The sequence below is a fragment of the Pantoea sp. AS142 genome (assembly GCF_037152305.1).
GTDB lineage: Bacteria > Pseudomonadota > Gammaproteobacteria > Enterobacterales > Enterobacteriaceae > Pantoea.
On sequence record NZ_JBBCMO010000005.1, the window covers coordinates 93922 to 108586 of the forward strand.

Below are 14665 nucleotides of genomic sequence, written 5' to 3' on the forward strand. Positions count from 1 at the left end.
CGCGATGAAAACCCTGAAGAACTGGACGCTGCATCAGCAGGCCGATCACTTTGTTGAACTCAAGGTCGAAGATCGACATTTCCTGAGACTTTACGTGCTGGAAGAAAAGCTGATGCGCGTGCTGCTGAAGCGCGACGGTGAGCTGGCGCTGAATCGTACCTGGAGCATTGCGCCTGCCAGTGATGTGCCCTGGCAGGGACGTGACCGCGAGGCGCTGGACGGCTTCACGCTGCCAGCATTTCAGCTAGAGCACGATGCGCAGCAGCTGCGCATCAGCACGCAGCAGCTGCGGGTCACGGTGCATCAGCCGCTCTGCCTGAGCTGGGAACAGTTTGATGGTGAGAGCTGGCAGCCGCTGACCGCCGATCGTCACACCGGTGCCTATCTGCTCAATGCCCACGGCGACGGCGTCGAGCACTATCAGCGTCGCCAGCCGCAGGATCGGGTTTATGGCCTGGGCGAAAAAAGCGGCGATCTAAATCGCGTTAACCGGCGTTTCGAGATGCGGAATCTCGATGCCATGGGCTATAACGCCGCCAGCACCGATCCCCTCTACAAACATATTCCATTTACCCTGACGCAGCGCGATGGCGTCAGCTTCGGCCTGTTTTATGACAACCTGAGCAGCAGCTGGCTTGATCTGGGTAATGAGCTGGATAACTACCATCTCCCTTATCGCCGTTACCACGCAGAGGCGGGCGATCTCGACTACTACATGATGCTGGGGCCGACGCTGCTCGACGTCACCAAAGCGTTTGTCCGCCTGACCGGGCGCACCCTGTTTCAGCCGAAATGGAGCCTGGGCTACAGCGGGTCCACCATGCACTACACCGACGCCCCCGACGCGCAGCAGCAGCTGCAATCCTTTATCCGTCTGTGTCGTGAGCATGAAATTCCCTGCGACTCGTTCCAGCTCTCTTCCGGCTACACCTCGATCAACAACAAGCGCTATGTCTTCAACTGGAACTACGACAAAGTCCCGACGCCCAATGCGTTGAGCGACGCATTTCACCGCGCCGGAATGAAGCTGGCGGCCAACATCAAGCCCTGCCTGCTGCAGGATCATCCGCGCTATCAGGAAGTGGCGGCGCAGGGGCTGTTTATTCGTGACTCTGAGTACGATCGTCCGGAGCGTTCGGTTTTCTGGGATGATGAGGGATCGCACCTCGATTTCACCCATCCGCAGGCGGTGCGCTGGTGGCAGGAGAATATCACCCAGCAGCTACTGGAAAAGGGCATCGATTCCACCTGGAACGATAACAACGAATATGAGGTGTGGGATGGCGAAGCGCGCTGTCACGGTTTTGGTCAGCCGATCGCCATCAAGCATATCCGACCGGTGATGCCGCTGCTGATGATGCGCGCCTCGATGGAAGCACAACAGCAGTTTGCGCCGCACAAGCGTCCCTATCTCATCTCGCGTTCTGGCTGTGCCGGGATGCAGCGCTATGTGCAGACCTGGAGCGGCGATAACCGCACCTGCTGGCAAACCCTGCGTTACAACATCCGAATGGGGCTGGGAATGAGCCTTTCCGGGCTGTTTAATGTCGGACACGATGTCGGCGGCTTCTCGGGCGACAAGCCGGATGCCGAGCTGTTTGTGCGCTGGGTTCAGAATGGGGTGATGCATCCGCGTTTTACCATCCATTCGTGGAATGATGACCACACCGTGAACGAGCCGTGGATGTACCCGGAGGTCACGCCGATGATCCGCGAGGCGATCCGGCTGCGTTATCGTCTGATGCCTTACCTCTATAACCTGGCGTGGCAGGCCAGTGCAGAAGATGAGCCGATGCTGCGCCCGACCTTCCTCGATCATGAACAGGATCCGTTAACGTATCAGGAGTGTGATGATTTTATGCTGGGACGCGATCTGCTGGTCGCCAGCGTCGTGGAGCAGGGCGCGCGCAGCCGTCAGGTCTATTTGCCACGTAACCGCGGCGGCTGGTATGACTGGCACAGCGGCAAAGTGTTTGCGGGCGGCGAGACCATCACGCTGGATGCGCCACTGGATCGGCTGCCGCTGCTGGTGCGGGCCGGTGCGGTGATTCCGCTGGGCGAGTGCGAAAGCACCACCGATGCGCGGCGCGATACGGTGCGGCAATGGCAGCTATGGCCTGCCCCCGAAGGCATGAAGACACAAGGCGAAATGTTTGATGACGATGGCGAGAGCCACGGCTGGCAACAGGGCAATGCACTGTGGCTCAGCTGGACGCTCTGTAGCGGTACAACGCGTATCGACCTGACGGTGGAAAAACGTGGAGATTATCAGCCCGCCTGGCGGGAGATCGCGCTGTTACTGCCTGCGGGTGAAAGCCGGGAACTGTGGGTGAATGGCGAGAAAGCCGCGCGTTACCGGCTGGAATAGCAAAACCGGATCTGCATTGCTATGAGATCGTGCATGCGCAGGAAATACGGTCAGATCGGAAAGACGCAAAGGCCGTCATCCATGACCTGTTCGTCCCGCGCCATTCATGGCGCGGGACGCTTTCCTCCTCTGACCGTATTCCCTGCTACCTATGCCCCATCGTTGCTGCCTGATATCTGATTAGGATTTGTCAGTGCTTTGGAGCGGCCCCAACAGATATTATTCTGCGTGGTTCTCGGTGCTCATGCGGCCCAGATCTTTATCGACCAGGAACAGACCGTTGCCGCTGTTGCTGACCAGCGCCAGTTTATCCAGCACGGTTTTGAACAGCTTCTCTTCTTCGTGCTGCTCGGCAACATACCACTGCAGGAAGTTGAAAGTAGAGTAATCCTGTGAGGTCATGGCGGCATGGGCCAGTTCGTTGATTTTGCTGGTGATCAGTTGCTCATGCTCCAGCGCCTGTTGCAGGATTTCATTCAGTGAAGTGAAAGAGACTGGCGGCGCAGCGATGGTACCCAGCACCGGCATGCCGCCGGTATCGCTCAGGTAGTCAAACAAACGCTGCATGTGCTGCATCTCTTCGCGTGAATGCATCTTCAGGAAGGAAGCGGCACCCTCAAAGCCTTTGTCGCTGCACCAGGCGCTCATTTGCAGATAAAGATTGGCAGAGAAAAATTCCAGGTTCAGCTGGTCGTTTAAACGCCCAGTCATTTCAGCAGTCAGCATGGCCGAGTCCTTTTAATAAGATGTTAAAAATAGAGGTATAGGCGGTGAATTATGCATCAAACATGTTAGTAAAGTGAAGCCTTTTCGACAAAATAAGCCAATTTATCTAATTGATTTAACTATAATTATTTCGGAAATTGAATGCGACCAATTCTCATTCTGCATCCCCCTTTGTCAGACAACAACGTCAGGAGGATCAGCACCACGATAGTGCGGGCGGGTGTTGTCCTGCTGGTGCAACTGTTGCTGAAGCAGGCGAAATAGCCGCCATCTGATGACGTCCCGAAAATAGAAGCTCGCGGCTTGAAAAAGTTATTACGCCGAGCGACAGACGGATGGGGCGGATTAAACGCCCAGTCGCGACAGACGAGACAGTAATAATCGTGCTCTGAACTGCTCTGGCATAAATCCTGCTTGCAACTCCGTTCCCTAAATTGAAATTTGCTACGCCAGGGGGATTTGCGGCAAGGCAGTTATCAGGAGAAAGTCATGTCAGATGAGAGTGTGGTAAATCCGGTAAAAATGACCGCGACCAAAGGGAGTTATGCCGCGTTAATTGTTGCCATCCTGTTTTTTTCAGGGCTGTTTTATAACGTTGAGGGTCTCAAATGGCTGGGTGCCTTTGACTTCACCACGCTGGGCGGCAGTTTTGGCACCATGAAAGATCCCGCCAGCAATACCTTTCTCGGCGCAGGCGGACTCAGTGCCAAAGCGGGTTTCCTGTTTGCACTGTCACTGACGCCCACGGTGATGCTAGCGCTGGGGGTGCTGGAAATTTTCACCCATTACGGCGCGATTCGCGCGGCGCACCGGTTGCTGACACCCTTGCTTAAGCCGCTGATGGGGTTACCGGGCCATTGCGGCCTGGCGTTAATCACCGACCTGCAAAGTACCGACGCGGGTGCGGCATTAACAAAAGAGATGGCTGACCAGAAACAGATCGATAAAAAAGAGGTGGTGGTGATGAGTGCCTGGCAATATTCCGGTGCCGGATTGATCAATAATTACTTTGCCATCGGGTCAGCGTTGTTCGCCTCAATGACGCTGCCGATTATTATTCCGCTGTTATTAATGTTCGTGATGAAATTTGTCGGTGCGGCGATAACGCGCGCGGTGCTAAACAGTGTTTATAAGAAGGATTTCGCCGATGGAAAATAATATGGCAACCCGCACTAATCCATTTGATGTGTTTGTTACCGGCGCGCGCAAAGGCTTTCACATCGCCATTCATAACCTGATGCCGAATGTGGTGATGGCCTACGTGCTGGCAGAAGTGCTCAATCTGCTCGGTATTATGCAATTTCTCGGGCATGTTTTTGCGCCGGTGATGGGGCTGTTCGGCCTGCCGGGCGAGGCGATTACCGTGCTGCTCACCGCCTGGCTCTCATCATCGGCGGGCACTGGCGTGGCAGTAAGCCTGCTGACCAAAGGGCTGCTGACCGGCGCGGATATCACTATTCTGGCTCCGGCGATTTTTCTGATGGGGTCGCAGCTGCAATATATGGGACGGCTGCTGGGCGTGGCCGATGTGCCAAAAAAATACTGGCCGCTGCTGATGCTGGTGAGCATTATCAACGCGCTGATCGCGATGTCTGTTATGCGTCTGTTTATTCAGGAGTAACGCTGTGTCTGAGGTATTAGAGCATTACCACTATTTACACGAAATTCCGGAGCTGGGTTTCCAGGAGGTGAAAACCTCGGCCTACATCGCTGACCAGTTGGAGAAAGCGGGCCTGAAGGTGACGCGCAACATCAATAACACCACCGGCATTGTCGCGGAGATTGACAGCGGTGTGCCGGGTCCGGTGCTGGCGCTGCGCGCGGATATGGATGCGCTGGGGCACATCATTGATGGCGTGCCGTGTGCGCGTCACACCTGTGGTCACGACGGTCACTCTTCCGTGGTGTTGACGGCGGCGACGGCTCTGCTGCAGGAGGGCACGGTGAAGCGTGGCCGGTTGAAGATCCTGTTCCAGCCCGCCGAGGAGTTGGGCGCGGGCGCGCTATCGATGATTGAAGGTGGCGCACTGGATGATGTGGAGATGATTCTGGGGTTCCATCTGCGTCCCCTGGAAGAGTGCGTCGTCGGCCAGGCGGTGCCTGCGGTGCTCTATTCGGCCTGCAGCACGCTGGAAGCGACCATCAAAGGTCAGCCTGCCCATGCGGCACGTCCGCATCTTGGCGTCAATGCGCTGGATGCTGCCGTGCAGGCAGTTCAGGCGGTCAATGCCATCCACCTTTCACCCGGCCTGACCTGGAGCGTCAAAGCAACCCGCTTCCTGTGTGATGCCGGGGTGACCAACTCGGTGCCGGATGAAGCCCGCGTGGTGTGGGATCTGCGTTCGCAGGAGAACGGGCCGATGACGCTGCTGAAAGAGCAGGTCACGCGCGCCATTACCCAAAGCGTGGCCGCTCTGGGTGCCACTGCCGAGGTCCGCGTTTTGAAAGAGATGCCCGCCGCCGAAATTGATGATGAGGCGACGGCGGTAATCCGCGCCGCGATCGTCGAGGTGCTGGGAGAAGAGGGCGCACTCCCGACCCGAACCACGCCTGGTAGCGAGGACTTTTTCTACTATCCGGTGAAACGTCCGGGTGTGAAGGCAGGCTTCTGGGGGCTGGGAACTAACCTGACGCCAGGACTGCATCATCCCGATATGCATTTCGATCTCAGCTCGCTGGAGATTGGTGTGCAGATTTTCAAAGCCTGCGTCAGAAAGGTGCTGGGATAACGGGAGCGGGGCGGGCGCCGATCCGTCCCGCCCGGTTGCAGCATCCCCCGTTCCCCGATTTTCCGCCATTGAAATCCTGCCCCTCTCCCTGTAGGCCGCGCGCGCAAAATATTGTATGCTATGCCGCCTTAAAGCTGACCAGGTAACCGGAATTCACGCCAATGTAACTTCGCGCTGACTCGTCAACGATGAAAGGTCGTTTTGGCACCGTTTACCCGCCGGTAAGGTTCTGCCGGCCACCGTGATTTATCAGCAGCGCCTGTAAGTTGTGCTGCTCCATTGAGAAGAATTCCATGTCTAATCCCTTTTTAGAAGAGGTGGCACGTCGCCGCACCTTCGCGATCATTTCGCACCCGGATGCCGGTAAAACCACCATTACCGAAAAAGTGCTGCTGTTCGGACAGGCTCTCCAGACCGCCGGTACGGTAAAAGGCCGTGGCTCTAACCAGCACGCTAAGTCAGACTGGATGGAGATGGAGAAACAGCGTGGTATCTCCATTACCACCTCGGTGATGCAGTTCCCTTATCGCGAAAGTCTGGTGAACCTGCTGGATACACCCGGTCACGAAGATTTCTCGGAAGATACCTACCGCACCCTGACTGCCGTTGACTGCTGTCTGATGGTGATTGATGCCGCCAAAGGCGTCGAGGATCGTACCCGTAAGCTGATGGAAGTGACCCGTCTGCGTGATACGCCGATCCTGACCTTTATGAACAAACTTGACCGTGACATCCGCGATCCCATGGAGCTGCTGGATGAGGTTGAGAGCGAGCTGAAAATGGCCTGCGCACCTATTACCTGGCCCATCGGCTGCGGCAAGCTGTTCAAAGGGGTTTATCACCTCTACAAAGATGAGACCTATCTCTATCAGACCGGTAAAGGCCACACCATTCAGGATGTGCGCATCGTGAAGGGGCTGAACAACCCGGATCTCGACACCGCTGTGGGTGAAGATCTGGCGGCACAGCTGCGTGAAGAGCTGGAACTGGTTCAGGGTGCATCGCATGAGTTTGAGCAGGAAGCTTTCCTGAGTGGCGAACTGTCGCCGGTCTTCTTTGGCACCGCACTGGGTAACTTTGGCGTTGACCATATGCTGGACGGCCTGGTCTCCTGGGCGCCGCGTCCAATGCCGCGTGAGACCGACACCCGTACGGTTGAAGCCAAAGAAGATAAGTTCACCGGCTTCGTGTTTAAGATCCAGGCCAACATGGACCCGAAACACCGTGACCGCGTGGCCTTTATGCGTGTGGTGTCCGGTAAATATGAGAAAGGAATGAAGCTGCGTCAGGTGCGCACCGGCAAAGATGTGGTGATCTCCGACGCCCTGACCTTTATGGCGGGCGACCGTTCACACGTTGAAGAAGCGTTTCCCGGCGATATCATCGGCCTGCATAACCACGGCACCATTCAGATTGGCGACACCTTTACTCAGGGTGAAAACATGAAGTTCACCGGTATTCCGAACTTCGCACCCGAACTGTTCCGGCGTATCCGTCTGCGCGATCCGCTGAAGCAGAAACAGTTGCTGAAAGGGCTGGTTCAGCTGTCAGAAGAGGGTGCGGTTCAGGTGTTCCGTCCGGTGCATAACAATGATCTGATCGTTGGCGCGGTTGGGGTACTGCAGTTTGATGTGGTGGTGGCACGTCTGAAAAGCGAATATAACGTCGAAGCAATCTACGAAGCGATCAACGTCTCAACGGCGCGCTGGGTCGAATGCGACGATGCGAAAAAGTTTGAAGACTTCCAGCGTAAAAACGAAGTTAACCTGGCACTGGATGGCGGTAATAATTTGACTTATATCGCGCCGACCATGGTCAATCTTACTATTACGCAGGAACGTTATCCCGACGTCCGTTTCCGTAAAACGCGCGAGCACTAATCGCCTGTTTCCGGGCCATTCCAGCTGCGAGTGGCCCTGTTTTCCCTGCTACAGACTCCTCCTAAAAACCCCGTTTTTCTTCTGTTTTAACGTGTGATCAACCAGTTAGCCAGGCAAACCGCAAAATGCCGTCTATGATTACTCTATCGGACGGCGGAAGAGACTTCTCTTGTCCTTACGTCCTGTAACGCAGCGGCCCTGGTTGCCTCTGTTGCGCCCACAGTTTTTGGGTGAGTTAACTGATAGAAGGAAGATATCGATGAACAAGACTAAGATTGCTAAAACCCTGATGGCCGCCATGATTGGCTCAGCACTGATCAGCGGCAGCGCACTGGCCGACGAATCGCTTTCTCAGAAAACGTCGCAGACAGCCGACAGCGCGGGTTCAAAAATCGATAGTTCTATGAAAAAAGTCGATGGCTATATGGATGACAGCGGCATCACTGCCAAAGCCAAAGCGGCACTGGTAGATGACGACGCCATTAAAAGCACGGATATCTCGGTAAAAACGCATCAGGGCGTCGTAACCTTAAGCGGTTTCGTCACCTCACAGGATCAGGCTGAAAAGGCTGTGGCTGTGGTGCAAAAAATCGAAGGTGTTAAATCCGTCAGCGACAAACTACACGTCAGAGACAGCAAATCATCTTCAGTGAAAGGTTATGCCGGTGATGCCGCTACGACCAGCGAAATTAAAGCTAAGCTATTAGCAGATGACCTTGTTCCGTCGCGCAACGTAAAAGTTGAGACTACCGACGGTGTTGTTCAGCTTTCAGGGCATGTTGCTACTCAGGCACAGTCAGATCGTGCAGAAAGCATCGCTAAAGCCATTGAAGGCGTGAAAAGCGTTAAGAATGACCTGACGGTTAAATCTTAATAGCAAACGTGCGGTCATCGCTGTGGCCGCACGAATAAAAGAGACCCATCCGGGGATGAAATAAGCAGTTCGATTTTTAAATAGGGTAAGGAGAGGCTTATGTTTCGTTGGGGCATTATTTTTCTGGTGATCGCACTGATCGCTGCAGCGTTAGGTTTTGGCGGTTTAGCGGGCACAGCAGCATGGGCAGCTAAAGTTGTCTTCGTCGTAGGTATTATCCTGTTCCTCATCAGCCTGTTTACCGGCCGTAAAAAGCTTTAGCCGATGAGTCCTGCGGTGTAATGCAACGCAAAGCATAGAGCGGAGACCAGTCATCTGTAGCGAATGACGTGAAGAGAGGGACACCTTCACATCGCTGCAATGGTAAGCCAGTCCAGCTGGCCAGCCGGTTAAAGGAACATATGACTGGTTCTCCGGAATGCTGCCGTAATTAACGGATCGATCCTCCAGCATGCCCGGAACCCTTTTGAGGTTCGTACAGTGGGTTTACGTATTCCCGTCACGCTCGGTGCCATTGAACCTCTGGCCCTGACACCGTTTAAATCTCAGAAAATTGCCCTGGTTTGTGAAGGCGGCGGTCAGCGCGGCATTTTCACCGCAGGCGTATTAGATGAATTCCAGCGTGCACGATTCAATCCTTTTCAGTTGATGCTCGGCACTTCTGCCGGCGCACAAAATCTCTCTGCCTTTATCTGTGGCCAGCCTGGCTATGCCCGTCGTGTCATTACCCGCTATACCACCAGTAAGCTCTTTTTTGATCCGCTGCGCTTTGTGCGTGGGGGCAATCTGATTGATCTCGACTGGCTGATCGATATCACCCGCACTGAATTTCCGCTGGCAATGAGCAGCGCGGAACAGTGGTTCTCTAGTGGCCGCGAATTTTATATGTGTGCCTGCCGCAGCGACGACTACACACCCGGTTATTTCAACCCCACCGCCGACAACTGGTTGGATCTGATTAAAGCCTCCAGTGCCATTCCCGGTTTTTACCGGCTGGGGGTCAATCTGGAAGGGATCAGTTATCTCGATGGGGGCATCAGCGATGCGATTCCGGTGCGTGAAGCCGCCCGCCGCGGTGCCGATACCATTGTCGTGATCCGCACGGTGCCATCGCAGATGTTCTATACCCCAAAATGGTTTAAACGGATGGAGCGGTGGATCAGCACCGGGGCACTGCAGCCGATGATTAACGTGCTGAATAAGCATGAACAGAGCTATCGGGAAATTCAGCAGTTCATTGAGAATCCCCCCGATGATTTGCGCATTATTGAAATCTTTCCGCCGCATGCACTGGCCAGCAGTGCGTTGGGTAGCCGCATCACCTCGCTGAATCAGGATTATCATCTGGGACGGCGCTGCGGTCGCTATTTCCTCGCCACGCTGGGCCAGTGGCTGATCGATGCAGAACCAATGACCTCAGCGCGCATCGTCAGGCCGCCAGCGCCGGTAGCCAACGCATTCGATACCCGACAGATCATCACGCCGCCGCTGGCGGACAATGATGCTGATTACGATAAAGGATCGCTGGCATGACGTTTATTGACACACACTGCCACTTTGATTTTCCCCCGTTTGAAGGGGATATTCCTGCCAGCCTGGCGCGCGCTGCTGAGGCTGGCGTGGAAAAGATCATCGTCCCGGCAATCGATGCCAGCCGCTTCGGGCGGGTCTGTGCGCTGGCAGCGGCACATCCGGCGCTCTATGCTGCGCTGGGGCTCCATCCGATCGTGATCGAAAATCATCAGGAGATGCACCTCGACCAGCTGGAAACCCTACTGCAACAGCGACCGCGTAAGCTGGTGGCGATCGGCGAGATCGGGCTGGACCTCTATCGCGACGACCCGCAGTTTGATAAGCAGCAACGCTTTCTTGAGGCGCAGCTTAAACTGGCAAAGCGTTATCAGCTGCCGGTGATCCTGCATTCGCGCCGAACCCATGACAAGCTGGCGCAGATTCTGCGTCGTCATGATCTGCCACGTCGTGGCGTGGTGCATGGTTTCGCCGGGAGCCTGCAGCAGGCGCAGGCCTTTGTTAAGCTGGGTTATGCGATTGGCATCGGCGGCACCATTACCTATGAACGCGCCAGCAAAACCCGTCAGACCGTGGCACAGCTGCCGCTCTCTTCGCTGCTGCTGGAAACCGACGCACCCGACATGCCGTTGCAGGGCTTTCAGGGCCAGCCAAACCGTCCAGAGCGGGCGCGTCAGGTGTGGGAAGTACTGTGCAGTCTGCGTGAAGAGTCACCTGATAAAATTGCCGATGCGCTGTGGCACAACAGCCAGCAATTGTTTCAGCTCAATCCCGCTTTCCCGGCGCGACGTAACTGACTGGCCCTATCCCGGGCGATCTACACCGATTACGCCTTAATGTGATAATGTTAACATTGCGCTGGCTGGCCTATAATGGCCAGCAGATAGTGTCATATGTGACATTAGTCACAGTGTCCGTGGTATTATTTCACTAATCTCTTATTCTTATGTGACTTCTCGCGCATAATAGGCCGCTTCACAGTGTTATTATTATAACATTCCGCCGGCGAGCCGGTGGGTTAGCACCCCGATTCCCTGGAGAGCCTCATGACTGATATCAAGCACCTTGCCCTGCGTGCCCTGAAACTGATGGATTTAACCACCCTGAATGACGACGACACCGACGCCAAAGTGGTCGCCCTGTGTCATCAGGCCAAATCCCCGGCAGGCAACACCGCCGCCATCTGTATCTATCCACGTTTTATTCCGATTGCACGTAAAACGCTGCGTGAACAGGGTACCCCGGAGATCCGCATCGCCACGGTGACTAACTTCCCGCACGGCAATGACGACATCGACATTGCGCTGGCAGAAACCCGCGCCGCCATCGCCTACGGTGCTGATGAAGTGGATGTGGTGTTCCCGTATCGCGCGCTGATCGCTGGTAACAGCCAGGTCGGTTTCGATCTGGTGAAAGCCTGTAAAACTGCCTGTGCCGAAGCGGACGTGCTGCTGAAAGTGATCATCGAAACCGGTAAACTCAAGCAGGAAGCGCTGATCCGTCAGGCCTCTGAAATGGCTATTGATGCCGGTGCCGATTTCATCAAAACCTCAACCGGTAAAGTGCCGGTTAACGCCACGCCTGAAGTTGCGCAGATCATGATGAACGTGATCCGTGATAAAGGCGTCAGTCAACAGGTTGGCTTTAAACCTGCGGGCGGCGTGCGCACCGCTAAGGATGCCGCGATCTATCTGCAAATGGCGGAAGAGACGCTGGGTGTCGAATGGGCCGATGCGCGTCATTTCCGTTTTGGTGCATCCAGCTTGCTGGCGAGCCTGCTTAATACCCTGGGTCATGACAGCGACACCAGCAAAGCGGGTTACTGATCCCTCAGGCGGTCGCTGACCGTCTGTTCCCCATCCTGATTTCCCTGAACCAGGGGGCGACTTTGTTTCTGCCACAAGAAATTATTCGCAAAAAACGTGACGGCCATGCGCTGACTGAAGAGGAGATTCGCTTCTTCGTCAACGGTGTGCGTGATAACACCGTCTCGGAAGGTCAGATTGCCGCGCTGGCGATGACCATCTATTTCCACGACCTGACGCTGCCTGAGCGGGTCGCGCTGACCATGGCGATGCGTGATTCCGGTACGGTGCTTAACTGGAAGTCACTCAACCTTAATGGACCGCTGGTGGATAAGCACTCGACCGGCGGTGTCGGCGATGTCACTTCGCTGATGTTAGGGCCGATGGTCGCCGCCTGTGGCGGATATGTGCCGATGATCTCTGGTCGTGGCCTGGGCCATACTGGCGGCACGCTGGATAAACTGGAAGCGATTCCGGGCTTCGAGATCTTCCCCAGCGATGACCGTTTCCGCGAGATAATCAGGCAGGTCGGTGTGGCGATTATCGGTCAGACCCACTCGCTAGCCCCGGCGGATAAGCGCTTCTACGCCACGCGTGACATCACCGCCACCGTCGATTCCATTCCACTGATTACCGCCTCTATTCTTGCGAAGAAGCTGGCAGAAGGGCTGGATGCGCTGGTGATGGATGTCAAAGTGGGTTCCGGTGCATTTATGCCAACCTATGAAGCGTCAGAAAGTCTGGCGCAGTCGATTGTTGGCGTTGCCAGCGGCGCAGGCTGCCGGACGACCGCACTGCTGACTGATATGAATCAGGTTCTCGCCTCTTCAGCCGGTAACGCGCTGGAAGTGCGAGAAGCGGTGCGCTTCCTCACTGGTGAACAGCGCAATCCGCGCCTGCTGGAAGTGACGCTGGCGCTCTGCAGCGAAATGCTGATCTCCGGCCAACTGGCCGCCAGCGATACCGACGCGCGTCAAAAGCTGATGATGGTGCTGGATAACGGCAAGGCTGCCGACGTGTTTGGTCGCATGATCGCCGCCCAGCAGGGACCCGCTGATTTCGTTGAACGCTATGACACTTATCTGCCCGCGCCAATGCTGAGCAAACCGGTCTATGCCGACCAGCCAGGTATCGTCAGTAGCATGGATACTCGTGCGTTGGGTCTGGCTGTGGTGGCAATGGGGGGCGGGCGTCAGCGTGCCAGCGACAGCATTGACTATAGCGTCGGCCTGAGCGAGATGATCACGCTGGGCGAACGTGCCGATGCGCAGCGTCCGCTGGCGATCATTCACGCCAATAGTGAAGACAAATGGCAGCAGGCCGCCGCTGCGGTCAAAGCCGCGCTGGTGCTGGGTGATTCCGCCCCGGCTGAGATGCCGGTTGTCTATCGCCGTGTGAGCGCTATCAGCTAACTGACCAGTAACCGGTGCCAGCCGCGATGCATTCGGGTATACTGATCTGATCGCTTTTTTTTGACTTGTCACGCGCCAATGCGCAGGAGACTTGCATGAAACGTGCTTTTATTATGGTGCTTGATTCCTTTGGAATTGGCTCCAGCAAAGATGCCGATAAATTCGGCGACGTGGGTTCAGATACCTTAGGTCATATCGCCGAAGCTTGTTTTAAAGGCGAAGCAGATAAGGGACGTAAAGGTCCATTGCATCTGCCAAATCTCACCGCGCTGGGTCTGGGCAAAGCCGCTGAGCTATCGACCGGCCGCTTCCCACCGGGTCTGGATCCTGAGGCGAAGATCACCGGGGCGTACGCTTACGCCAGCGAACTTTCGTCAGGTAAAGATACGCCATCAGGCCACTGGGAGATTGCGGGTGTACCTGTGCTGTTTGACTGGGGCTACTTCAGCGACAAAGAGAACAGCTTCCCGCAGGAACTGCTGGACAAGCTGGTTGAGCGCGCAGACCTGCCGGGCTATCTCGGTAACTGCCACTCTTCAGGTACGGTGATTCTCGACCAGCTGGGCGAAGAGCATATGAAAACCGGCAAGCCGATTTTCTATACCTCTGCGGATTCCGTGTTCCAGATTGCCTGTCACGAAGAGACCTTTGGACTTGATCGTCTCTATGCGCTGTGCGAAATCGCGCGTGAAGAGCTGACCGAAGGTGGCTACAACATTGGCCGCGTTATTGCCCGCCCGTTTGTGGGTGACAAAGCGGGTCAGTTCGAGCGTACCGGCAATCGTCACGACCTGGCGGTGGAGCCGCCGTCAGCCACCATGCTGAAAAAGTTGGTGGATGAGAAGGGCGGTCACGTGATCTCAGTGGGTAAAATCGCCGATATCTATGCTGAACAGGGCATTACCAAAAAGGTTAAAGCGACCGGTCTGGATGCGCTGTTTGACGCCACGATTCAGGAGATGAAAACGGCGCCGGATCAGGCGATTGTTTTCACTAACTTTGTTGATTTCGACTCAACCTGGGGGCATCGTCGTGATGTGGCCGGTTATGCTGGCGGCCTGGAGTTGTTTGACCGTCGTCTGCCTGAGCTGATGGAGCGGGTCGGAGAAGATGACATTCTGATCCTGACTGCTGACCACGGCTGTGATCCGACCTGGGAAGGCACTGAGCATACACGTGAGCATATTCCTGTTCTGATCTATGGACCGAAAGTGGAGCCGGGTTCACTTGGGTACCGCGAAACCTTCGCCGATATTGGTCAGACAATCGCACACTATTTTGGCCTGTCCGAGATGGACTATGGCAAGAACATGCTGTAAATCAGCAATTTAATAAGGATTA

The 14665-nt window shown here is 55.5% G+C and carries 14 protein-coding genes; 13 read left to right on the forward strand and 1 reads right to left on the reverse strand.

Features of this window, described 5'->3' with window-relative positions:
- Positions 1-4 precede the first annotated feature (4 nt).
- Positions 5-2368: a glycoside hydrolase family 31 protein gene (locus WFO64_RS11380; protein WP_337011728.1), complete on the forward strand. Its 2364-nt coding sequence runs from the start codon at positions 5-7 to the stop codon at positions 2366-2368.
- 219 nt (positions 2369-2587) lie between these two features.
- Here the strand turns inward: WFO64_RS11380 and ftnA are convergent, their stop codons facing one another.
- The gene (gene ftnA / locus WFO64_RS11385; protein ID WP_010248984.1) at positions 2588-3094 is read right to left on the reverse strand and encodes a non-heme ferritin; all 507 of its coding nucleotides are present in this window, start codon (positions 3092-3094) and stop codon (positions 2588-2590) included.
- 141 nt (positions 3095-3235) lie between these two features.
- Here ftnA and WFO64_RS11390 point away from each other — a divergent pair, with 141 nt between their 5' ends.
- From WFO64_RS11390 to deoB, 12 genes are all read left to right on the forward strand, one after another.
- Positions 3236-3358, forward strand: coding sequence for a hypothetical protein (locus WFO64_RS11390; RefSeq protein WP_337011730.1), 123 nt, complete (start codon positions 3236-3238; stop codon positions 3356-3358).
- Between the two features lie 225 nt (positions 3359-3583).
- A complete protein-coding gene (locus tag WFO64_RS11395) occupies positions 3584-4252 on the forward strand; it encodes a nucleoside recognition domain-containing protein (protein WP_337011732.1) in 669 nt (222 codons plus the stop codon).
- On the forward strand, positions 4242-4715 hold the full coding sequence (locus tag WFO64_RS11400; protein ID WP_337011734.1) for a YjiG family protein: 474 nt from the start codon (positions 4242-4244) through the stop codon (positions 4713-4715). Before WFO64_RS11395 ends, WFO64_RS11400 begins: the two co-directional genes overlap by 11 nt.
- A 4-nt stretch (positions 4716-4719) precedes the next feature.
- Positions 4720-5823 carry a M20 peptidase aminoacylase family protein gene (locus tag WFO64_RS11405; protein ID WP_337011736.1) on the forward strand — a complete coding sequence of 368 codons (1104 nt, stop codon included), beginning with the start codon at positions 4720-4722 and terminating at the stop codon, positions 5821-5823.
- Positions 5824-6116: 293 nt separating this feature from the next.
- Positions 6117-7703, forward strand: coding sequence for a peptide chain release factor 3 (gene prfC / locus WFO64_RS11410; RefSeq protein WP_337011738.1), 1587 nt, complete (start codon positions 6117-6119; stop codon positions 7701-7703).
- A 259-nt stretch (positions 7704-7962) separates the two neighbouring features.
- Positions 7963-8577 carry a molecular chaperone OsmY gene (osmY, locus tag WFO64_RS11415; RefSeq protein ID WP_337011740.1) on the forward strand — a complete coding sequence of 205 codons (615 nt, stop codon included), beginning with the start codon at positions 7963-7965 and terminating at the stop codon, positions 8575-8577.
- Between the two features lie 99 nt (positions 8578-8676).
- Positions 8677-8838, forward strand: coding sequence for a DUF1328 domain-containing protein (locus tag WFO64_RS11420; RefSeq protein WP_003848537.1), 162 nt, complete (start codon positions 8677-8679; stop codon positions 8836-8838).
- A gap of 219 nt (positions 8839-9057) precedes the next feature.
- Entirely contained in the window at positions 9058-10110 is a 1053-nt protein-coding gene (locus WFO64_RS11425) for a patatin-like phospholipase family protein (protein WP_337011742.1), read from the forward strand.
- The gene (locus WFO64_RS11430; protein WP_337011744.1) at positions 10107-10904 is read left to right on the forward strand and encodes a TatD family hydrolase; all 798 of its coding nucleotides are present in this window, start codon (positions 10107-10109) and stop codon (positions 10902-10904) included. Before WFO64_RS11425 ends, WFO64_RS11430 begins: the two co-directional genes overlap by 4 nt.
- A gap of 249 nt (positions 10905-11153) precedes the next feature.
- Positions 11154-11933 carry a deoxyribose-phosphate aldolase gene (gene deoC, locus WFO64_RS11435; protein ID WP_337011746.1) on the forward strand — a complete coding sequence of 260 codons (780 nt, stop codon included), beginning with the start codon at positions 11154-11156 and terminating at the stop codon, positions 11931-11933.
- A 62-nt stretch (positions 11934-11995) separates the two neighbouring features.
- On the forward strand, positions 11996-13324 hold the full coding sequence (gene deoA / locus WFO64_RS11440; RefSeq protein WP_337011748.1) for a thymidine phosphorylase: 1329 nt from the start codon (positions 11996-11998) through the stop codon (positions 13322-13324).
- 95 nt (positions 13325-13419) lie between these two features.
- Positions 13420-14643: a phosphopentomutase gene (gene deoB / locus WFO64_RS11445; protein ID WP_337011750.1), complete on the forward strand. Its 1224-nt coding sequence runs from the start codon at positions 13420-13422 to the stop codon at positions 14641-14643.
- The last annotated feature ends 22 nt before the right edge of the window (positions 14644-14665 follow it).